Annotated in this window: 21 protein-coding genes; 13 read left to right on the top strand and 8 right to left on the bottom strand. The window is 70.2% G+C overall.

What is annotated here, in order from left to right; genetic code table 11:
• Positions 1–6: 6 nt before the first annotated feature.
• Entirely contained in the window at positions 7–696 is a 690-nt protein-coding gene (locus ACWC2B_RS35330) for a copper homeostasis protein CutC (protein WP_450723989.1), read from the bottom strand.
• A gap of 247 nt (positions 697–943) precedes the next feature.
• Here ACWC2B_RS35330 and ACWC2B_RS35325 point away from each other — a divergent pair, with 247 nt between their 5' ends.
• From ACWC2B_RS35325 to ACWC2B_RS35310, 4 genes are all read left to right on the top strand, one after another.
• Positions 944–3,232 (top strand): heavy metal translocating P-type ATPase, encoded by a 2,289-nt coding sequence (locus tag ACWC2B_RS35325; protein WP_450723987.1) that lies wholly within the window; start codon positions 944–946, stop codon positions 3,230–3,232.
• Between the two features lie 193 nt (positions 3,233–3,425).
• Positions 3,426–4,061 (top strand): HD domain-containing protein, encoded by a 636-nt coding sequence (locus ACWC2B_RS35320; protein WP_450723985.1) that lies wholly within the window; start codon positions 3,426–3,428, stop codon positions 4,059–4,061.
• Positions 4,062–4,143: 82 nt separating this feature from the next.
• A complete protein-coding gene (locus ACWC2B_RS35315) occupies positions 4,144–4,659 on the top strand; it encodes a GNAT family N-acetyltransferase (RefSeq protein WP_450723983.1) in 516 nt (171 codons plus the stop codon).
• A 234-nt stretch (positions 4,660–4,893) separates the two neighbouring features.
• Complete coding sequence (locus ACWC2B_RS35310) at positions 4,894–6,099, top strand: Cmx/CmrA family chloramphenicol efflux MFS transporter (protein ID WP_450724003.1); 1,206 nt, start codon at positions 4,894–4,896, stop codon at positions 6,097–6,099.
• A gap of 90 nt (positions 6,100–6,189) precedes the next feature.
• Here the strand turns inward: ACWC2B_RS35310 and ACWC2B_RS35305 are convergent, their stop codons facing one another.
• From ACWC2B_RS35305 to ACWC2B_RS35295, 3 genes are all read right to left on the bottom strand, one after another.
• Positions 6,190–6,393: a cold-shock protein gene (locus ACWC2B_RS35305; RefSeq protein ID WP_450723981.1), complete on the bottom strand. Its 204-nt coding sequence runs from the start codon at positions 6,391–6,393 to the stop codon at positions 6,190–6,192.
• 276 nt (positions 6,394–6,669) lie between these two features.
• The gene (locus tag ACWC2B_RS35300) at positions 6,670–6,936 is read right to left on the bottom strand and encodes a DUF4031 domain-containing protein (protein WP_450723979.1); all 267 of its coding nucleotides are present in this window, start codon (positions 6,934–6,936) and stop codon (positions 6,670–6,672) included.
• On the bottom strand, positions 6,933–7,301 hold the full coding sequence (locus ACWC2B_RS35295) for a hypothetical protein (protein WP_450723977.1): 369 nt from the start codon (positions 7,299–7,301) through the stop codon (positions 6,933–6,935). The genes ACWC2B_RS35300 and ACWC2B_RS35295 overlap by 4 nt, the downstream gene beginning before the upstream one ends.
• 138 nt (positions 7,302–7,439) lie before the next feature.
• On the opposite strand from ACWC2B_RS35295, the gene ACWC2B_RS35290 reads away from it, so the two are divergent.
• From ACWC2B_RS35290 to ACWC2B_RS35280, 3 genes are all read left to right on the top strand, one after another.
• A complete protein-coding gene (locus tag ACWC2B_RS35290) occupies positions 7,440–8,372 on the top strand; it encodes a MurR/RpiR family transcriptional regulator (RefSeq protein ID WP_450723975.1) in 933 nt (310 codons plus the stop codon).
• Positions 8,373–8,526: 154 nt separating this feature from the next.
• A complete protein-coding gene (murQ, locus tag ACWC2B_RS35285; RefSeq protein WP_450723973.1) occupies positions 8,527–9,456 on the top strand; it encodes an N-acetylmuramic acid 6-phosphate etherase in 930 nt (309 codons plus the stop codon).
• A gap of 143 nt (positions 9,457–9,599) precedes the next feature.
• A complete protein-coding gene (locus ACWC2B_RS35280; protein ID WP_450723971.1) occupies positions 9,600–11,066 on the top strand; it encodes a PTS transporter subunit EIIC in 1,467 nt (488 codons plus the stop codon).
• Between the two features lie 50 nt (positions 11,067–11,116).
• On the opposite strand, the gene ACWC2B_RS35275 is transcribed toward ACWC2B_RS35280, so the two are convergent.
• Positions 11,117–11,602 carry a hypothetical protein gene (locus tag ACWC2B_RS35275; RefSeq protein WP_450723969.1) on the bottom strand — a complete coding sequence of 162 codons (486 nt, stop codon included), beginning with the start codon at positions 11,600–11,602 and terminating at the stop codon, positions 11,117–11,119.
• A 223-nt stretch (positions 11,603–11,825) separates the two neighbouring features.
• Between ACWC2B_RS35275 and ACWC2B_RS35270 the strand changes: the two genes are divergently transcribed.
• A complete protein-coding gene (locus ACWC2B_RS35270; protein WP_450723967.1) occupies positions 11,826–14,174 on the top strand; it encodes an LPXTG cell wall anchor domain-containing protein in 2,349 nt (782 codons plus the stop codon).
• 41 nt (positions 14,175–14,215) lie between these two features.
• On the opposite strand, the gene ACWC2B_RS35265 is transcribed toward ACWC2B_RS35270, so the two are convergent.
• A complete protein-coding gene (locus tag ACWC2B_RS35265) occupies positions 14,216–14,482 on the bottom strand; it encodes a hypothetical protein (protein WP_450723965.1) in 267 nt (88 codons plus the stop codon).
• Between the two features lie 118 nt (positions 14,483–14,600).
• On the opposite strand from ACWC2B_RS35265, the gene ACWC2B_RS35260 reads away from it, so the two are divergent.
• From ACWC2B_RS35260 to ACWC2B_RS35250, 3 genes are read left to right on the top strand one after another with little or no spacing between them, the layout of a single operon-like run.
• Complete coding sequence (locus ACWC2B_RS35260) at positions 14,601–15,440, top strand: helix-turn-helix domain-containing protein (protein ID WP_450723963.1); 840 nt, start codon at positions 14,601–14,603, stop codon at positions 15,438–15,440.
• Positions 15,424–15,741, top strand: a complete 318-nt coding sequence (locus ACWC2B_RS35255) for a DUF397 domain-containing protein (protein ID WP_450723961.1) — start codon at positions 15,424–15,426, stop codon at positions 15,739–15,741. The genes ACWC2B_RS35260 and ACWC2B_RS35255 overlap by 17 nt, the downstream gene beginning before the upstream one ends.
• The gene (locus tag ACWC2B_RS35250) at positions 15,738–15,893 is read left to right on the top strand and encodes a hypothetical protein (RefSeq protein WP_450723959.1); all 156 of its coding nucleotides are present in this window, start codon (positions 15,738–15,740) and stop codon (positions 15,891–15,893) included. The genes ACWC2B_RS35255 and ACWC2B_RS35250 overlap by 4 nt, the downstream gene beginning before the upstream one ends.
• Positions 15,894–15,955: 62 nt before the next feature.
• On the opposite strand, the gene ACWC2B_RS35245 is transcribed toward ACWC2B_RS35250, so the two are convergent.
• Entirely contained in the window at positions 15,956–16,570 is a 615-nt protein-coding gene (locus ACWC2B_RS35245) for a TetR/AcrR family transcriptional regulator (RefSeq protein WP_450723957.1), read from the bottom strand.
• Positions 16,571–16,730: 160 nt separating this feature from the next.
• Between ACWC2B_RS35245 and ACWC2B_RS35240 the strand changes: the two genes are divergently transcribed.
• A complete protein-coding gene (locus tag ACWC2B_RS35240; protein ID WP_450723955.1) occupies positions 16,731–17,873 on the top strand; it encodes an FAD-dependent oxidoreductase in 1,143 nt (380 codons plus the stop codon).
• Between the two features lie 352 nt (positions 17,874–18,225).
• The gene (locus tag ACWC2B_RS35235; RefSeq protein ID WP_450723953.1) at positions 18,226–19,173 is read left to right on the top strand and encodes a hypothetical protein; all 948 of its coding nucleotides are present in this window, start codon (positions 18,226–18,228) and stop codon (positions 19,171–19,173) included.
• 79 nt (positions 19,174–19,252) lie between these two features.
• Here the strand turns inward: ACWC2B_RS35235 and ACWC2B_RS35230 are convergent, their stop codons facing one another.
• Positions 19,253–19,774 (bottom strand): hypothetical protein, encoded by a 522-nt coding sequence (locus tag ACWC2B_RS35230; protein WP_450723951.1) that lies wholly within the window; start codon positions 19,772–19,774, stop codon positions 19,253–19,255.
• Positions 19,775–19,777: the final 3 nt, after the last annotated feature.

Here is a 19,777-nt window from a genome sequence, read left to right as displayed (position 1 = left end):
ACCCCGCTACGCGTCGAGCGCCGCGCGCCACTCGGCGACCGCGGCCGCGGACACCGGGGCGGCCCATCCGCCAGGACGGGACGCCCCGCCGATGTGGACCGCGTCGATACCCGCGGCCCGCAGCTCCGGCAGGTGGTCAAGCCGCAACCCGCCCCCCACGAGGATCCGCGGCTCGTAACCCGGCTCACCCCGACGCGCGGCCTCCGCCAGGAGAACGGGCAGTCCGTCGTCGACCCCCGACGCGGACCCGGCGGTCAGGTACGCATCAAGGCCGGCCAGCCCGGACAGTTCCTTCCGCAGCGCATCGCGGGAGGCGGCCCGGTCAATGGCCCGGTGGAAGGTCCAGCGGCACCCGGACAGCGCGGAGGCGAGGGCGCGTACGGCCACCATGTCCGGCCCCCCGGTCTCGTCGAGGAAGCCGAGGACGAACTCCTCCGCCCCCTCCGCCCGCAGCGCCTGCGCGGAACGTACGAGCGCGGAGACGTCCCCCGCCTCGAAGCCGTCCGCCGCCCGCAGCATCACCCGCAGCGGGATGTCGACGGCCGCGCGGATCGCCGCGAAGGTCTCCACGGTCGGGGTCAGCCCGTCGGCCGCCATGTCGGTGACCAGCTCCAGGCGGTCCGCCCCACCGGCCTGGGCCGCGATGGCGTCCTCCGCGTCGAGCGCGATCACCTCAAGCAGTGCACGGTTGCTCATCTGACCCCATTCCTCCGTAACCCGGGCCCGGCTCGGCCCAAATAGGTCTAGTCCATTGACTAGCCTACGCCGCGAAATGCCCACCCACGTGGACGGTAAACGCGGCCGCGGGGCACCCCTTGCATCCAATACACCCCGGGGGTATACATGATCTTATCGAAATACCCCCTGGGGGTATCACCACCCCCCTCCGGCCTCAGCACTCCAGCACTCCAGCACTCCGCCCTCCGCACAAGGAGCCGCAGCCATGACCACCACCGCATCCGGCACCGCCCCCGGCGCCACATCAGGCGCCGCCGACGTCGAGCTAGCCATCGGCGGCATGACCTGCGCCTCGTGCGCGGCCAGGATCGAGAAGAAGCTCAACCGCATGGACGGGGTCGAGGCCACGGTCAACTACGCCACCGAGAAGGCGAAGGTCACCTACCGCGAGGGCGTCTCCGTCGCCGACCTCATCGCCACCGTCGAGGCCACCGGTTACACCGCCCAGGAGCCCGCGCCCGTGCGGCCCGTACGGACCGAAGCCGACTCCTCCACGGGCGAGCCGAACGACGAACTGCGGCCGCTGCGGCAGCGGTTGCTCACCGCGGTCGCCCTCGCCGTACCGGTGATCGCGATGTCGATGGCTCCGGCCCTCCAGTTCGAGTACTGGCAGTGGCTTTCCCTGACCCTGACCGCGCCGGTCGTGACGTACGCCGCCTGGCCCTTCCACCGGGCCGCCTGGACCAACGCCAGGCACGGCGCGGCGACCATGGACACGCTGATCTCGCTCGGCACGTCGGCCGCGTTCCTCTGGTCGCTGTGGGCGCTGTTCTTCGGTACGGCCGGCACCCCGGGCATGACCCACCCCTTCGAGCTGACCATCGGCCGCTCGGACGGCGCGGGCAACATCTACCTGGAGGCCGCCGCCGGGGTCACCGCCTTCATCCTCGCCGGGCGCTACTTCGAGGCCCGCTCCAAGCGCAAGGCGGGCGCGGCCCTGAAGGCGCTGCTCGAACTGGGCGCCAAGGACGTGACCGTCGTCCGCGACGGCGGCGGCGGCGAACAGACCATCCCCACCTCCGAGTTGAAGGTCGGCGACCACTTCCTGGTCCGGCCCGGCGAGAAGATCGCCACCGATGGTGTCGTGGTCGAGGGGACGTCCGCGGTCGACGCCTCCATGCTCACGGGCGAGTCCGTCCCGGTCGAGGTCGCACCCGGCGACGCCGTCACCGGGGCCACCCTCAACGCGGGCGGCCGCCTGGTCGTCGAGGCCTCCCGCGTCGGCGCGGACACCCAACTCGCCCGTATGGCCAAGCTCGTCGAGGACGCCCAGAACGGCAAGGCCGCCGCCCAGCGCCTCGCCGACAGGATCTCGGCGGTCTTCGTCCCGGTCGTCATCGGCCTCGCGCTCGCCACCCTCGGCTTCTGGCTCGGCAACGGCTCCGGCCTCACCGCCGCGTTCACGGCAGCCGTGGCCGTACTGATCATCGCCTGCCCCTGCGCCCTGGGCCTCGCCACGCCGACCGCCCTCATGGTCGGTACGGGACGGGGCGCCCAGCTCGGCATCCTGATCAAGGGCCCGGAGGTCCTGGAGACCACGCGCAAGGTCGACACGATCGTCCTGGACAAGACCGGCACGGTGACCACGGGCCGCATGACCCTCATCGCCGTCCACACCGCCGACGGCACCGACGAAGCCGAAGTCCTGCGTCTGGCAGGCGCGTTGGAGCACTCCTCCGAGCACCCCATCGCCCGCGCGGTGGCCGACGGAGCCGCCGCCAAGGTCGGTACGCTGCCGGCCCCCGAGGACTTCGCCAACATCGCCGGCCTCGGCGTGCAGGGAATCGTCGACGGCCACGCGGTCCTGGTGGGCCGCGAGAAGCTGCTGGTCGAGTGGGCCATGGAACTGCCCCCGGCCCTGAAGCGGGCGAAGGAGCAGTCCGAGGCGGCGGGACGTACCGCGATCGCGGTCGCCTGGGACGGCGAGGCCCGCGCGGTCCTCGAAGTCGCCGACGCGGTCAAGGAGACCAGCCCCGAGGCGATCCGCCGCCTCCGCGCCCTCGGCCTGACCCCGATCCTGCTGACCGGCGACAACCGGGCGGTCGCCGAGGCGGTCGCGGCGGAGGTCGGCATCGAGACCGTGTACGCGGAGGTCATGCCGCAGGACAAGGTGGACGTGGTCAAGTCCCTTCAGGCGGAGGGCCGTTCGGTTGCCATGGTGGGCGACGGCGTCAACGACGCGGCCGCCCTCGCCCAGGCCGACCTCGGCCTCGCGATGGGCACGGGCACGGACGCCGCCATCGAGGCCGGCGACCTCACCCTCGTACGAGGCGATTTGCGGGCGGCGGCGGACGCGATCCGGCTCTCCCGCAAGACCCTCGGCACCATCAAGTCCAACCTGTTCTGGGCCTTCGCCTACAACGTGGCCGCCCTGCCGCTCGCGGCGGCGGGCCTGCTGAACCCGATGATCGCGGGCGCGGCGATGGCGTTCTCGTCGGTGTTCGTGGTGGGCAACTCGCTGCGGCTGAGGAGCTTCAAGGCGGCGACCAACTGATCACCGGCGCTCAGAGCCTGTGTCTAAAGCCAGTCCGGATCGGGCCCGGGCGGGGTTTAGACACAGGTTCTCAGGCACCCACGGGCCGACGGCCGCCAACGGCGCGCAACCAGCCACCGGCGGCCCAGCCTTCCCGTCCAGCAGCAGAACAGGCGGGCAGGGCGGGAAGACCACCCCCGATACCCTCAGCCGCATGCCGCACAACCACCCCCTCCGCGCCCGCTGGCACACCACCCTGCTCGCCGCCTCCCCCGCCGCGCAGCCAGAGCCGTACGCCGACGCTCTCCTGGCCCGCTGGGCGGAGCCCCACCGCCGCTACCACACCACCGCCCACCTCCAAGCGGTCCTGGACCACATCGACGTACTGGAGCAGTACGCCGACGACCCCCACCTCGTACGCCTCGCCGCCTGGTTCCACGACGCCGTGTATCTCCCGGACCGTTCGGAGAACGAGGAGCGCTCGGCCCGTCTGGCCGAACGTGCCTTGCCCGAAGCCGGGTTGAGCCAGGAGGACACCGCCGAGGTGGCTCGCCTCGTGCGCCTGACCGTCACCCACGCCCCCGAAGACGGCGACGCGAACGGCGCGGTGCTGTGCGACGCCGACCTCGCGATCCTCGCCGCCGCCCCCGATGCATACGCCGCGTACGCCGCCGCCGTACGCGAGGAGTACGCCTTCGTGCCGGACGAGGCGTTCCGGGCGGGCCGCGCCGAGGTGCTGACCCAACTGCTCGCGCTGCCAAGGCTGTTCCGTACCCCGTACGGCGAGCGCGAGTGGGAGGCCCCGGCCCGGGAGAACCTTGAGGCAGAACTGACCCTGCTCACCACGTGACCGGCCGCATAATCACCCCGAGCCCACCGCTCACCGGGCAACTGGACCACTCCCTCTGGAAACTGGAAAGCAGGTGACCCGCGTGCTCCCCGTGACCGTCCGGGCCGACCGCGTCGCCCTTCACGAGCTGACCCGCGCGTCGGCCACAGAGCTCCAGGACGACGGCGACGGCGGCTGGGAGTGGGCGCCGGGCGGCCCGCACGAGGGCAGCCGCTTCGCCGCCGGGAAGATGCTGGCGGGCATGGAGACCGGCCGGCACCGCACGGGCTGGGGCGCGTACGTCATAGTCCGGACCGAGGACGACCGCGCCATCGGCGGCATCGGCTTCCACGGCCCGCCGGAGGACGGCCGCGTGGAGATCGGCTACGACCTGGCGGAGTCCGTACGGGGCCAGGGGTACGCGACCGAGTCCCTCAGGGCGCTGACCGCCTGGGCACTGGCGCAGCCCGACGTCGAGACGGTGTACGCCACGACCGACGAGGACAACACCGCCTCGCAGCGCGTCCTGGAACGAGCGGGCTTCCGCCGCATCGGCGACACCCCGCGTCCGATCGGCGGCCGGGAGGCCCAGTACCTGTTCGAGCAGAACCGGAACTGACCAGGGCCTGTCCCGAACCGGCACAAGCGGACCCAAGCGCCGACACGCCCAAGGAATGCCCAGGGAATCACTCCCAGCGAATGCCGAGGGAATGCCCAGGGAATACAGAACCAGCCACACCCGTTGACACCCGATATGCCCGCCGAGCCCATACCCACGCCCGTGCCCGCGCCCACCCCCACCCAGCTCTCCCCTTCTTCCTCCCCCTCGGCTTCCTCCTCCTCGGCGAAACGCATGCCGCTGGCCGTCTACATCCTGGGCCTGTCCGTCTTCGCGCTCGGAACGAGCGAGTTCATGCTCACGGGGCTGCTCCCGGCCATCGCGGACGACATGAGCGTGTCGATTCCGCAGGCGGGCCTGCTGATCTCGGCCTTCGCGATCGGCATGGTGGTGGGCGCCCCGCTGCTCGCGGTGGCCACGCTGCGACTTCCCCGCCGTACCACCCTGATCGCGCTGATCACCGTCTTCGGCCTGGGTCAGGTCGCGGGCGCGCTGGCCCCGAACTACGCGTTGCTCTTCGCCTCGCGCATCGTGTCCGCGCTGGCCTGCGCGGGGTTCTGGGCGGTCGGCGCGGCGGTCGCCATCGCGATGGTCCCGGTGAACGCGCGGGCCCGCGCGATGGCCGTCATGATCGGCGGCCTGTCGATCGCGAACGTCCTGGGCGTGCCGCTGGGCGCGCTGCTCGGTGACGGCCTGGGCTGGCGCTCCGCGTTCTGGGCGGTCGGCGCCGCCTCCGCGATCGCGCTGGTCGGCATCGTGACCCGCATCCCGCGCATCCCGCTCCCCACCGAGAAGCCCCGGCTCAGCCGTGAGCTGCGGATCTACCGCGACCCGCAGGTGCTGCTCTCGGTCGCGATCACCGCGCTCGCCGCGGGTGGCGTGTTCTGTGCGTTCAGCTACCTCAAGCCGCTCCTCACGGACGTCGCGCACGTGGACGCGGGCTGGGTCCCGGCCGTCCTCGGCCTGTTCGGGGTGGGTGCGCTGATCGGTACGACGATCGGCGGCCGGGTCGCCGACGCGCACCTCTTCGGGGTGCTGCTCAGCGGCATCACCGCCTCGACGGTGTTCCTTGTCGCGCTCGCGCTGTTCGCCTCGACGCCCGCCGTCGCGGTCACTCTGTCGTTCCTGATCGGCCTCTCGGCGTTCTACACGGCCCCCGCGCTCAACGCCCGCATGTTCAACGTGGGCGGCGCCGCCCCGACGCTGGCCGGCGCGACGACGACGTCCTCGTTCAACCTGGGCAACACCGCGGGCCCCTGGCTCGGCGGCCTCGTGATCAGCGCGAACCTCGGCTTCGCCGCCACCGCGTGGGCGGGCGCCGCGATGACGATCCTCGCCCTCGCCCTGGTCACGGCCTCCCTGCGCCTGCACAGGTCCCGGTCCCGCGTGGTGGCCCGCTCGACGAACCAGGCCCCCGCGCCGGCCCGCGTAGAGGTCTGACCCGTACACGGAAAGCGCCCCGCACCCATTCCTCGGGTGCGGGGCGCTTCGGTGTTCCCCCGGCGGAAACCGGGGTCACAGGTTCACTGCTTAGGCGGGGACGACGTTCTCCGCCTGCGGGCCCTTCGGGCCCTGCGTGACGTCGAAGGTGACCTGCTGGTTCTCCTGGAGCTCACGGAAGCCCGTGGCGTTGATCGCGGAGTAGTGGACGAAAACGTCCGGGCCGCCGCCGTCCTGCGCGATGAAGCCGAAGCCCTTTTCCGCGTTGAACCACTTCACGGTGCCGGTTGCCATGTGTTTCCCCTGTCGAGGATCGCGGGGTACTGGCTTGTCAGTACCCCTGGGTGAGGTGATCGCCCTGGTCCTCGGACATTGCTGCACAGCAAACGCCCACGGCGTAAACCGCGGGCGTTGAGACTTCGGAACCACGACTACTGGCAAGGAAGTTAGCCGATCCGCAGTCGTCTGGCTACGGGCCGCAGCCGAACCGGCGACAAGATCCCGCCAGAGAGTGTTCCTCCGGCCGGGGCTCGGACGCTCTCCGCACGCCCCACGACCCGGGGCCCGGCCTCAGGCCGGCCGCCCCTTAGGCCGCCGCAGCCCCGCCTCCGTAAGACGGCGTACGAGTTCCTTCGAGCCGATCTCGACCGCGCCCGCCCGCACCGCGTCGTCGTACCGATGCGAGGGCACGTCGTAGTGATCACGTTCGAAGGCTCGCGGCGGGCAGCCGATCGACGCCGCGAACGCGTGCAGTTCCTCGTACGAGGCGTCGCTGACCAGATGCGACCACATACGGCCATGACCCGGCCAGGTCGGCGGGTCGATGTACAGGGTCATCCGCCGAGGCCGCCGACCCGGGCCACCACGACGCCCGCCTTGCCGCACACCCAGTGCGGGTCGGGCCCCAGCTCCGGTTCCACGTCCAGCGCATGCGGATCGCCCGCGTCGCACACCGGGCACAGCGGCCAGCGCCCGTACCGCTCAAGCAGCGCGTCCTGTACGTCCTGAGCGACGAGGCCCGCGACGTACTCCGTGCCCTCGGGCCACTGCTCCACCCACCAGCGCCGGTGCGTCACCGCGTCCTCGACCAGCGAGACCACGTCCGCGTGCGCCACGTCGCGCGCCGCCAGATCCGCCAGGACCAGGGCGCGGGCGGCGTGCAGGGCTTGCTCCAGCGGCTGGATGGGTTGTACGTCGTCCATGCCCTCCATTGTCACCCCACCCACTCCCGGCGCAGGAGCGAAGGGGACCGGGCGACGCCGGGGCAGGGGACCAAGGGAGGGCCGCGACGGGACCAAAGGGGGGTTGACCGGACAAGGTCCCGAAAATATCTTTCAAGAGTGACCAATGACGTGAAGGAAAGTTTCAGCAGCCCGCCTGCGGGCGGCGGCGCCCCGCCGGCACCGGCGGCCCTCGCGGCCAAGGTGCGCACGCTCGCGCCGTCCATGACCCGCTCCATGCAGCGGGTCGCCGAAGCCGTCGCCGGCGACCCGGCCGGCTGCGCGGCCCTCACGGTCACCGGCCTCGCCGAACTCACCGGCACCAGCGAGGCCACCGTCGTGCGCACCGCCCGCCTCCTCGGCTACCCCGGCTACCGCGACCTGCGCCTCGCGCTCGCCGGGCTCGCCGCCCAGCAGCAGTCCGGCCGGGCCCCCGCCGTCACCGCCGACATAGCCGTCGACGACCCGATCGCGGACGTCGTCGCGAAGCTGGCCTACGACGAGCAGCAGACCCTCGCCGACACCGCGGCCGCCCTCGACACCGTCCAACTCAGCTCCGCCGTAAGCGCGTTGGCGGGCGCCCGGCGCATCGACATCTACGGCGTCGGCGCCTCCTCCCTCGTCGGCCAGGACCTCGCGCAGAAGCTCCTGCGCATCGGGCTCATCGCGCACGCCCACACCGACCCGCACCTGGCCGTCACCAACGCCGTGCAGCTGCGCTCCGGCGACGCGGCGGTCGCGATCACCCACTCCGGCTCGACCGGCGACGTCATAGAGCCGCTGCGGGTCGCCTTCGACCACGGCGCCACCACGATCGCGATCACCGGCCGCCCGGACGGCCCGATCTCGCAGTACGCCGACCACGTCCTGACCACCTCCACGGCCCGCGAGAGCGAGCTGCGCCCGGCCGCCATGTCGTCCCGCACGAGTCAACTCCTCGTCGTGGACTGCCTGTTCATCGGTATCGCCCAGCGCACCTACGAGACGGCGGCCCCGGCCCTGTCCGCCTCGTACGAGGCACTCGCCCACCGCCACAACCCACGCACCCGCTGAAGCCACAACCGCCACCACCGCCGCCACCCACACAGCACCCGAACCCGAACCCGAACCCGAACTCAGACCCGGACCCAGACCCAGACCCGCACCGGCACCCGCACCCGCACCCGCACCCGCACGAGCCGTACGCAGAGAAAGAGCCGCTGTCACCATGACCACCCAGGACTACGCCGAACTCCGCGCCCAGCTGGCCACCCTCACCACCGAGGCGTTCCGGCCCGAGCTCGCGGAGATCGACCGGCTGCCGACCGCCGAAATCGCGCGGATCATGAACAGCGAGGACGCCACGGTCCCCGCGGCCGTGGCCGAGCAACTGCCCGACATCGCGGCCGCGATCGACGCCACGGCCGCGCGGATGTCGCAGGGCGGCCGGCTGATCTACGCGGGCGCCGGAACGGCCGGGCGGCTCGGCGTCCTCGACGCGAGCGAGTGCCCGCCGACGTTCAACACCGACCCGTCCGAGGTCGTCGGGCTCATCGCGGGCGGCCCGTCCGCGATGGTGAAGGCGGTCGAAGGAGCCGAGGATTCGAAGCAGTTGGCGGCGGAGGACCTGGACGCGCTGCACCTGACGCACCTCGACACCGTCGTCGGCATCTCGGCCTCGGGCCGCACCCCGTACGCGGTCGGCGCGGTCGAGCACGCCCGGCGCGTGGGCGCCCTCACGATCGGCCTGTCCTGCAACGCGGACAGCGCGCTCGCGGCGGCGGCCGAGCACGGCATCGAGATCGTGGTCGGCCCCGAACTCCTCACCGGATCGACGCGGTTGAAGTCGGGCACGGCCCAGAAGCTGGTCCTCAACATGATCTCGACGATCACCATGATCCGGCTGGGCAAGACCTACGGGAACCTGATGGTCGACGTACGGGCCTCCAACGAGAAGCTGCGCGCCCGCTCGCGCCGCATCGTGGCACTGGCGACCGGCGCGGACGACGCCGAGATCGAGGCCGCGCTCGCCGCGACGGACGGCGAGGTGAAGAACGCGATCCTGGTCATCCTCGGCGGCGTGGAGGGCGGCACGGCGGCCCGCCTCCTGACCGAGAGCCGAGGCCACCTGCGCACGGCCCTGCACGCGGCCTCCTGACCCCGCTCTCGACCCTCACGACCCTCTCGGCACCGCACACAGCAAGGCACGAGCACCGCAGCACCAACACCCGCACCCGCACCGCAAGCACCAGCACCAGCACCAGCACCACAAGGCACCCGCACAGCGAGGCACACCGCACCATGGCCCCAGAGAACAAGAACCGCGCCACAGCCGCCGCGATCCTCCCGCTCGTGGGCGGTGCCCGGAACGTCGACTCGATCGCCCACTGCATGACCCGTCTCAGGCTGGGCCTGAAGGACCGCACCCTGGTCCAGGACGAGGAGCTGAAGGCGCTGCCGGCGGTGCTGGGCGTGGTCGAGGACGACACGTACCAGATCGTGCTCGGCCCGGGCACGGTGGCGAGGGTGGCCCCGGAGTTCGAGGCGCTGATGACGGAGCCGGACCACCAACTCCCGCCAACCGCAGAGGAGTTGGCAGATCGCGGCGCCGAACTGAAGGCAGCCCGACGGGAGAGGAACGCCACCCCGTTCAAACTGTTCCTCCGCCGGATCGCGAACATCTTCGTGCCGCTGATCCCGGCGCTGATCGGCTGCGGCATCATCGCGGGCCTGAACGGCCTGCTGGTGAACCTGGGCTGGCTGACCGGCGTGACGCCCGCGCTCGCCGCCATCGCCTCGGGCTTCATGGCGCTGATCGCGGTGTTCGTGGGCTTCAACACGGCGAAGGAGTTCGGGGGGACGCCGGTCCTGGGCGGGGCCGTGGCGTCGATCATCGTGTTCGCGGGGGTCGCGAAGATCACGGTCTTCGGCCAGACGCTGGCGCCGGGCCAGGGCGGAGTCCTCGGCGCCCTGGGAGCGGCGCTCCTGGCCGTATACGTGGAAAGGTGGTGCAGGCGCTGGGTCCCGGAAGCTTTGGACGTCCTGATCACCCCCACCCTGACGGTACTGATCGCGGGCCTGGTGACTCTCTACGGCCTGATGTTCCTGGCGGGGGAGGTGTCGACGGGCATCGGCCACAGCGCGAACTGGCTCCTGGACAACACGGGCGCGTTCGCGGGCCTGGTCCTGGGCGGCCTGTTCCTGCCGCTGGTGATGCTGGGCCTGCACCAGGCCCTGATCCCGATCCACACGACCCTGATCGAGCAGCAGGGCTACACGGTGCTGCTCCCGATCCTGGCGATGGCGGGCGCGGGCCAGGTGGGCTGCGCGGCGGCGGTGTACCTGCGCGCGAAGAAGAACAAGTCCCTCCGCAACACGATCAAATCAGCCCTCCCGGCGGGCTTCCTGGGCGTGGGCGAGCCGCTGATCTACGGCGTCTCGCTCCCCCTCGGCCGCCCGTTCGTCACGGCGTGCGTGGGCGGGGCGGCGGGCGGGGCGTTCGTGGGCCTGTTCTCGATGCTGGGCGACAAGGTGGGCTCGACCGCGATCGGCCCGTCGGGCTGGGCCCTGTTCCCCCTGCTCCAGGGCAACCACGGCCTGGGCACGACGATCGCGATCTACGCGGGCGGCCTGCTGACGGGTTACGCGGTGGGCTTCCTGGCCACGTACTGCTTCGGCTTCACGCGCCAGTCCCTGAGGGACCTGAACACAGCCCTCTCCCCGGCAGAGCCCACCACCCCCAAGTCAAGGGAACCTGCCCACTCGTAGGGCAGGCGAGGGCGAGCACGACCTGCCCGTCGGGATCGGACAAGCCCGGTTCAGGAGCGGCGCCACTCCTCGAACTCCCCCACCACATCCCGCAGCCGCCAGGGCCGGGCCTTCAGGAACATGCCTCGCAGTTCGGCCACCGGGACCGACGCCGGGTAGTAGTCATCGTCCTCGTACAGGTCCTCGTGGTCCGGGTCCTCCATCGGGTCGCCCGGGACGCCGACGAACGGGCCCTCCCACGTTCCCGGGTCCATCGGCGCCGCCGGGTTCACCTTCCACACCGCGCCCGCCCGTACGCACACCTCGCCCAGGTACCACGCGGGCGCGGTCACGCTCGGGGTGTGCTGGGCGGCCCGTACGCCCTCCCACTCCGACGAGGCGAAGTCCGCCCGCACCGCCCGCTCCAGCTCGTCGACCGAGTCCACCGAGAAGTCCCAGGTGCCCGGGTGCGCCGCGGCCCACTCCGCGAACGCCGCCTCCTGTTCCGCCAGCCAGGTCCTCAGCCGGGGGTGGTCCGTCCACTGCTGATCGCTCATGGGAGACGAGCGTACGGGAGTGGTGTAAGGGGCTTGTGGAGATGGGGAGTTGGGAGTTTGGGGAGCCGGAAAACTGTGGGACTGCTGTGGCCCCGGGGGCTAGCGTGTGGTGCTGCGCGACGCCATTGAGCAACGGGGGCCCCTGGTGTCGCAGCACGCTCCACGCCCACCTCTCTGGGCTCCCGGGGAAAGACACCTTCGCGTGAACCATCCGATATCTCCGATGTCTTCGACGAAATCGACGAAGACATCGACGGCCCAGCCGAACCAGACGGCTCAGACGACCCGGACGTCTTCGGGATCCGCTCGCCGACACCACCTGTGGGCCCGCGCCGCCGTCGCGCTCGCCACCGTCGGCATCCTCTCCGCCAGCGGTCTGCCGCAGCTCCAGGGCACCGCCGACGCCGCGACGAAGGCCATGCCCTGCGAGCAGATGTTCAAGCTCAAGGGCAAGCCCACCGACCCGGGCAAGCTGCCCTGGGCCAAGGGCGACGCGGTGCGGCCCGAGACCGACTGGGACTCCTACGGGTTCCCCAACCAGCGCCAGGCCATGGACGGCCTCACCCTGCCCGACGACCCCGCCGAGCGGGACAAGATCCTCGACAAGCTCGACAAGCCGTACAAGAGCTACCCGGAGGGCACCCCCGACCGGGTCTACGCGACGTACAAGGACTACCTGTCGCGCAACGGCAACACCGACACCAAGTACGGCGGATTCGGCAACTGGCTGAACGAGGCCTACATCGAGGTGTACGGGCGCCAGCCGCGCGGCGAGTCCTTCCACGGCAAGGTCGTCAAGGACCTCGGGCTCCTCGGCCCCGACTGGATCTGCGAGGAGACCTTCGACGTCACCGACCCTGAGACCGGCAAGCCCTACACGCGGCGCTTCGACGCGGTCAACCACAAGACCAAGGAAGTCGTCGAGATCAAGTCCGGCGGCAATCACGACACTTCGCAGGCGCCGAAGGACCGCGCGTTCCTGAAGGACCCGCGGTACAAGGACTACAAGCTGCGGTACGCCTTCGGGCAGCCGCAGTCCGAGGACACCATCAAGTACACCGACGGGCTCAAGAAGCTCGGCGGGCAGGGCCGGGTCACGACGTACGAGCACGTCTCCACTCCGGAGGCGGAGTTCAAGCCGGGGAAGTACACCGCGCAGGACACCGCGAAGAGCATCGGGCGCGGCTCCGACGTCATCCGGCAGTCGCCCCCGACCCCTGCGGATATGAAGGCACGGATGGACCGCATCCGGGCCGCCGACCCCGAGGGCATGCGCGTGCGCGGCCCCGGCGGCGTCGACTTCTCCACCCTCGAACTCCGCTACGTCGGCAAGCCCGTCAAGGGCCAGGGCCTCAACTACTCGTTCTCCGCGAACAAGGTCGACGAGTCCTCCGGCCTCGGCTACGGCGGTCAGCAGAAGGCCGAGCTGATCTCGGACTCCTTCTTCACCTGGCTCGCCCTCACGCCCGAGAAGTTCTGGGTCAACCTCAACCCGGACGAGCCCGAGAGGATCATGGACAAGACGTTCGGCAAGACCGACGCCGGACGCGTGCTGCTCCAGGCCGACCTGGAGATGAAGCACGACTACGCCAAGGACATGGACCCACGCACCGGCGTCGGCAAGCAGCTCTGGGACAAGCTCAACGCCGAGCACATCCCCTGCACCCACGGTGTACGGAACTGGATCGTTCCCAAGCCCGCCGAGGTCCGCGAGCAGAACGGCGGGCTCTACATCCTGAACGCGCCGCTCAAGGTCAACTCCGTTCCACAGGAGGTCAACACCCCCAGTCCCAACGGGAGTTGCAACCTCACCGAGGCCCAGCACAAGCGCGTCACCGAACTCATGGGCGCGATCATCGTGCCGGACATCGAGAAGAAGGTGAACGCCGACGCCAAGTACGCCGACCTGCGCGCCGTCTACAACGCGCGCGTCGCGGCCGAGTGGATCCGCCAGCAGGACACGGCGTCCCCGACGGACTACCACGCCGTCATCAACAGCAACCGGGTCGCCGACTGGCCGCTGCGCGGCAAGAACGCCTCCTGGACGCCCCAGCAGACCTACAAGGACTACGTGAAGTCCTTCACCCAGGGCGACTACAGCTACCCCTGCCAGAAGGCCGGCCGCCCCGGCACCTGCGTCATGGGCGGCGTCGACTTCTCCAAGTCGCCCAAGCAGAACGTCACCCAGGCCAAGTTCACCGCCGAGCACAAGCACCTGCCCCGTACGACCGACATCTCCGTCAAGGCGATGACGGACGACGCCGAGAACAAGGCGCTGCTCGCCCTCGGCGGCAACACGGCCCCCCACACCGGCACGGGCGGCGGTACGGACCCGACCCCGACGCCCACACCGACCCACCCCGGCCAGCCGTCCACACCCCCGGCCGGCCACAACCCGACCCCCGCGCCGACCGGCCAGGGCGGCCGGAACCAGCCCGGTGACCAGCACGCGAGCGGCGGCCTCGCCAACACCGGCACCCAGATCGCCACGATCGCGGGCGCGGCCCTGGCACTGGTAGCGGCAGGCGCCGGTCTCGTCTGGCTGCGCCGACGCAGGAACGGCTTGAACTAACACCAATTGACGGTCGCCGGTTGGTACTTGACGACGAACCGTCAGGACCTCGCAGCAGAAGGGGCGCCGCCTCCCAGCGGCGCCCCTTCCGTGCTGTTGTACGTCCCGGCCAGTACGGCCACGAGCCGCAGCGCCATGTCCAGATTGCAGCGCCCCAGATCCACCAGCGGGTACAGCACGTGCCCCGCACACGTCAGCGGGTCGATCCGGAGCGACGGCAGCACCACCCCGACCCCCGCCAGCCCCTCCCGCAACTGCTCCACAGCGACCTCCGTCGCCCGTACCCGCTCCTCCGCCGTCAGCCCCATCCGCCTCGCCCTCCTGCATACCGAGTGTCCTGCTTTCCTTACCCAGCGTGGCCGAATCCAGCTAGCCTGACTACTGTCGGCGACCCAACAACCCCTCATGTCCACCAGGGAGTTGCCCGTGCCAGGCCCCAAGGACCTCGATCCGTCCTCCTCACCCCGAGCCTTCCTCGGCGCCGAACTCCGCTTCGCCCGAGAAAAGGCCGGCCTCACCCAGGACGAACTCGGCCAGCCCCTCTTCGTCTCCGGCTCCTTCATCGGCCAACTCGAAGCGGGCACCCGCCGCATGCACCTCGAATACGCCCGCCAGATAGACGAGATCCTGGGCACGGACGGCTTCTTCACCCGCAACTGCGTCGCGGCGGCCAAGTCCAAGTACCCCGACCACTTCGCCGAGGCGGCAGAGGCGGAGGCCGTCGCTACGACGATTCGCGAGTACGCGCCGCTTCTCATCCCGGGTCTGTTGCAGACGGAGGCGTACGCGCGGGCCGTGTTCCGCGCCTACCAGCCCACGGCGACGGATGATGTCATCGAGAGGCTGGTGACGGCCCGACTGGAACGCGCCCAGCTCCTCGATGATCCAACAACCCCCATGTTGTGGGCGGTACTTGATGAGGCCGTGCTGCGGAGGCGAGTGGGCGGGTCTGCGGTGATGGCGGAGGCACTGGCCCGTGTGGCGGCGCTCGGCCTCAGCCATCGGGTCATCGTGCAGGTGCTGCCTTTCGACGCGGGCGCCCATATGGCCCTGGAAGGCTCCCTCAAGCTGATGGCCTTCGAGGACGCGCCCCCTCTCGCCTATCTCCAGGGCCTGGGCACAGGCCGCTTGCAGGACGATCCGGCGACGGTCACTCGCTACGAACTCACCTACGATTTGGTGGGGGCCAGCGCACTGTCACCACAACAATCTCTGGCCCTGATCGAATCAGTGGCGGAGGATTACGCGCATGAGGATCAGCCCTGAGTACGACCTGAGCAAGGCAAGTTGGCACAAATCCAGCTACAGCGGCGGCAGTGGAGGCGACTGCCTGGAGATCGCCCGATGGCAGAAGTCCAGCTACAGCGGCGGCGAGGGAGGCGACTGCCTGGAGGTGGGCCACTGGCGCAAGTCCACGTACAGCGACGGCAGCGGCGGCGACTGCCTCGAAGTCGCCGACGACTTCCCCCACATCGTCCCCGTCCGGGATTCGAAGAACCCGGACGGACCCATGCTGGTCTTCCCGGCCGCCGCCTGGGCGGCGTTCGTGGAGGACGTACGCGCATGAGGGACCCGGACCACGAGCCCGTCTTCCGCAAGAGCAGGTTCGGCACCAACCGGTACGAGTACAACCCAGCGAACCCGGTGGGCCGCGTACTGATCGTGGTCACGATCATCGGGGTAATCGTCGGCCTCGCCGTGATGAGGTCGTCGCACTGAAGCCGGCGCAACGGGCCCGGGACTCTCAAGTCCCGGGCCCTGTCGGGCCGGGCGTCAGGCGCTCATCCCCCTGAGACAGCGGCGCCCCAGCCCTTCTCCAGGAGGTCGAAGGCGCGCGTGACGGACTGGCGGGGATCCTGGCTGCTGCGGGCGGCCCGGGGTGCTTCGAGGGCGAAATGAGCAAGGGCGGCACAGGCCGGGTCGTCGGCCGGAAGCCCGCTTTCCTCGGCGATGGCGCCGGCGAGGGCGGCCTCGTGGCGCAACCACATGCGCTGGGCGTAGTCCTGCAAGGCCGGGGTGTTGTCCACCAGCTCGATGAACGCGGTGAAACCGGCGTCGTCCTCCACGGATGCGACGCGGTAGCGCAGGGCATGCTCGCGCAGGGCCGCGGGGATGGACTGGCCTTGGGGCCGCTCGCGTACGGCGGCGAGCAGACGGGCTTCCTGGTCGGCGTCCTCGTCGAAGACGAGGGCTTCCTTGACCGGGAAGTGCTTGAACAGCGTGGTGGTGGACACGTCGGCGGCGTCCGCGATCTCACGGATGCCGACCTGCTCGTATCCCCGCTCAAGGAACAGACGCAGAGCCGCCTCGGCCAGGGCTCGGCGGGTGGCGGCCTTCTTGCGTTCGCGGCGCCCCGCCGGTGCCGTCGCCGCGGTGCCGGTCGTCGTGTCGGTCATGCCACGACCCTACCCGCTCGGTTGCTCAACTTCAAAAGTTGAGTCGTTGCACTTATTGAGTTGATGTGCTCTTCTGGAGTGGCGGGGCCGCGTGGCACAGCCCGGCCCGTTCCGCACGCTCTCCTCTGCCCTCTGCTCTGCCCGAAAGGCGTGACCAGCCATGCCCACCCACCGCATCGCGATCATCGGCGCCGGCCCCGGCGGCCTGACCTGCGCCCGCATCCTGCAGCAACACGGCATCACCGCAGCCGTCTACGACCTGGCCGTCTCCCGCACCGCCCGCAACCAGGGCGGCACCCTCGACATGCACCCCGACTCCGGCCAGCACGCCCTGTGTGCGGCCGGCCTCTGGGACGACTTCCTCGCCCAGGCCCGACCCGAAGGCCAGCAGATGCGCCTGGTCAGCCGCGACGGCCACATCCTGGTCGACGCGATCCCGCCCGAGGCCGACGCCGCCGAAGGCAACCCCGAGATCGACCGCGGACAGCTCCGCGACATCCTCCTCGACTCCCTCAAGCCCGACACCGTGCACTGGGGACACAAGCTCACCCGCACCGAAGCCCTCGGCAACGGCACCCACCGCCTGCACTTCGCAGACGGCACCAGCACCGACGCCGACCTCGTCATCGGAGCCGACGGCGCCTGGTCCCAGGTCCGCCCCCTCCTGTCCGACGCGACGCCCCTCTACACAGGTGTCACCTTCGTCGAAACCGGACTCAACGACGCCGACATCCGCCACCCCCGCCTCGCCGCGCTCACCGGCAACGGCACCATGATGGCTCTCGACGACAACCAGGGCTTCGTCGCCCAGCGCAACAGCGGCGGACACATCCGCGTCTACGTCGGCATGCGCACCGCGCAGGACTGGCACCAGCAGGCAGGCCTCGACCTGACCGACACCGCCGCCGTCCGCGATGCCCTGCTGGAGAAGTTCACCGGGTGGAGCCCCGAGCTCCTCGGCTTCATCACCGCCACCGACACCGGCTACACCAACCGGCCCCTGTTCGCCCTGCCCGTCCCCCACACCTGGACCCACACCCCCGGCGTCACCCTCCTCGGCGACGCCGCCCACCTCATGTCCCCCTTCTCCGGCATGGGTGCCAACCTCGCCATGCTCGACGGCGCCGACCTCGCCCACGCCCTCATCGAAAGCCCCACCATCAACGACGCCATCCGCGCCTACGAAACCGTCCTGCTGCCCCGCTCCATCCAGGCAGCCGAAGGAGCCGCGGAAGGCATCAACAGCGCCTTCTCTCCCGACAGCGCCACCCAGACCCTCGCCCACATGACCCAGCACCACTGACAGCGATGCCTGGCCGGGCAGCCTTGAGGAGGCTCAGCCAAATACGCGGCGGACAAATTCGCGGCGGACTGACCCCGTGATGCGATGACGTCCCGAAGCTCAGGCGGCGAGCCCCGAGCCATGCCTGAAATCGAATGGGCGGAGGGCCTCAACCCACCCTCCCTCCCTGCCAGTTGAGCGACCCGTACAGCGAATTCGCACTTTCCGCGTTCGACTTGCCACGGAGGGTGACGACCGTTTAGCGTCCGAGACAACAAAATGCCCCCGGGGCGCGCAAACACCTCCGGGGGCCTCCGCCAAGATCGTTACGAGCGATCCGGCGGCGTAACCACCACGATCGTTAGGCGATCCGATGGCCGACAGCCACTTTAGTACCGAGCCCCCCGCCGCGCACCCGGACCCGCATCCGATGGCCAACCCGGGCTACGGAAAGCGGTGCGTGCCCGGCCAACTGGCCCGCACGAATAACGACTTCTCGCACCTTCCGCCCCGCGAGGCCGCCGTCGCCGCATACCTCGACCGGCTCCCGGAAGGCGCGGACATCTCCGTGAAAACCCTGGCCAAGGTGCTCCCGTACGGCCAGTGCGCCTTGCGTACCGCGCTCCAACGCCTGGTAGGCGCGGGCCACTTGCGCCGAGGCCGGGAACACCTGCTCGGCTCGGACAGCGCCCGCTGGGTGACCCGCACGTGGTTCTCGCGCACGGCGAGGGACGACGCGTGGTGGGCGGAATTCACCCGGGGGTGTGTCGACGACGCGTCCCCCTCACCCCCGCCCTCCCCCGGATCCAGGTCCGTTTCCGCACCGACACCGGCACCCACGTCGGCACCGGAACCGGAATCAACTCGACACCCCACCCGCAGCCGGGCGTTCATGCTGCTGGCCGCCCTCGGACGTACCGCACCAGTGCTCTCCCTCTCCGCACGGGACTGCTCGGACCTGGAACCGCTGGTGGCGGCATGGTTCGAGCGCGGCGCGACGGAGCAGGACGTACTGCGCGCCCTGACCACAGGCCTCCCGGCCCCGGTCTACAGCGCCGCCGCCATCACCCGCACCCGCCTCATCGCCAAGCTGCCACCCGAACCGGCGTCGACGCGCCCGGCCCTGCGCGTACTGGAGTGCGCGAAGTGCGGCACGCCGGGCCGCCCGGAGGCCCTGCCGGGCGGCGAATGCGCCCCTTGCCGAGGCGAACCCACACCCCGGCCACCCGCCGCCCCACTCCCGTCCGAAAAGGTCCGCACCCGCGCCGCCGAGGCCCGCGCGGCGGCGAGCCGCCCTCGCCCCGAGCGGACTCCCGCATGACGATGCGGCCGCCCAATGCATGCGACACCGACCCGACCTGAACCTGTACCCCGAGACGCTGAAGAACACGTTGCGGACGCTACTTCGTGCAGCCGTACTTCTTCGCTTCGCGGGGCACCAGGTCCTCAATGAACGGCTGGATCTTCTTGTAGCCGTCGGGGGCGGTCTCTACGGGGCTACCCGTGACATCAACGGACACGTCCAGGTACGAGTTCGGGGCATCGCAAGCCGCATAGATGAGAGCGCCATTGCTGCCGACATATGTTTCACCACGGAACGTCGCTTTTATTTTGGCGGCGTTCTTAAGGTTGACCTTCAGAATGTCCATATCCACAGGTTCCGGCATTCTGTCCTTGAAATACTGAACGGAGGCAGACAGAACATGCTTTTTGTCAACGCTGATGCTGCAAGTCATGCCGACAGTGGCCTGTAGGTCCGCCTTCCAGTTTTTCAAGTTTTCCCCGTCCGGCAGGAGCGGCCTCAGGCTCTCCTCCTTCAGCGACACGCCGCAAAACCCCGTCGGTACAGCGACGCCTTTGGCGCCACATCCAGTTGCTGACAGCGCGAGAGCCAAGAGAGGTATGCTTGCCTTCTTCAGCATCCG

The sequence above is a fragment of the Streptomyces sp. NPDC001415 genome (assembly GCF_053597395.1).
This window is presented reverse-complemented; position numbering and strand designations above follow the sequence as displayed.

Bases quoted from the DNA above. Each gene is read 5' to 3' on its own strand.
- ACWC2B_RS35295 (WP_450723977.1), bottom strand. From the start codon at position 7,301: ATGGACGACGTACAACCCATCCAGCCGCTGGAGCAAGCCCTGCACGCC.
- ACWC2B_RS35280 (WP_450723971.1), top strand. From the start codon at position 9,600: ATGGCCCCAGAGAACAAGAACCGCGCCACAGCCGCCGCGATCCTCCCG.
- ACWC2B_RS35250 (WP_450723959.1), top strand. From the start codon at position 15,738: ATGAGGGACCCGGACCACGAGCCCGTCTTCCGCAAGAGCAGGTTCGGC.
- ACWC2B_RS35310 (WP_450724003.1), top strand. From the start codon at position 4,894: ATGCCGCTGGCCGTCTACATCCTGGGCCTGTCCGTCTTCGCGCTCGGA.
- ACWC2B_RS35245 (WP_450723957.1), bottom strand. From the start codon at position 16,570: ATGACCGACACGACGACCGGCACCGCGGCGACGGCACCGGCGGGGCGC.
- ACWC2B_RS35240 (WP_450723955.1), top strand. From the start codon at position 16,731: ATGCCCACCCACCGCATCGCGATCATCGGCGCCGGCCCCGGCGGCCTG.
- ACWC2B_RS35235 (WP_450723953.1), top strand. From the start codon at position 18,226: ATGGCCGACAGCCACTTTAGTACCGAGCCCCCCGCCGCGCACCCGGAC.
- ACWC2B_RS35330 (WP_450723989.1), bottom strand. From the start codon at position 696: ATGAGCAACCGTGCACTGCTTGAGGTGATCGCGCTCGACGCGGAGGAC.
- ACWC2B_RS35270 (WP_450723967.1), top strand. From the start codon at position 11,826: ATGTCTTCGACGAAATCGACGAAGACATCGACGGCCCAGCCGAACCAG.
- ACWC2B_RS35265 (WP_450723965.1), bottom strand. From the start codon at position 14,482: ATGGGGCTGACGGCGGAGGAGCGGGTACGGGCGACGGAGGTCGCTGTG.
- ACWC2B_RS35230 (WP_450723951.1), bottom strand. From the start codon at position 19,774: ATGCTGAAGAAGGCAAGCATACCTCTCTTGGCTCTCGCGCTGTCAGCA.
- ACWC2B_RS35300 (WP_450723979.1), bottom strand. From the start codon at position 6,936: ATGACCCTGTACATCGACCCGCCGACCTGGCCGGGTCATGGCCGTATG.
- ACWC2B_RS35320 (WP_450723985.1), top strand. From the start codon at position 3,426: ATGCCGCACAACCACCCCCTCCGCGCCCGCTGGCACACCACCCTGCTC.
- ACWC2B_RS35255 (WP_450723961.1), top strand. From the start codon at position 15,424: ATGAGGATCAGCCCTGAGTACGACCTGAGCAAGGCAAGTTGGCACAAA.
- ACWC2B_RS35325 (WP_450723987.1), top strand. From the start codon at position 944: ATGACCACCACCGCATCCGGCACCGCCCCCGGCGCCACATCAGGCGCC.
- ACWC2B_RS35305 (WP_450723981.1), bottom strand. From the start codon at position 6,393: ATGGCAACCGGCACCGTGAAGTGGTTCAACGCGGAAAAGGGCTTCGGC.
- ACWC2B_RS35275 (WP_450723969.1), bottom strand. From the start codon at position 11,602: ATGAGCGATCAGCAGTGGACGGACCACCCCCGGCTGAGGACCTGGCTG.
- murQ (WP_450723973.1), top strand. From the start codon at position 8,527: ATGACCACCCAGGACTACGCCGAACTCCGCGCCCAGCTGGCCACCCTC.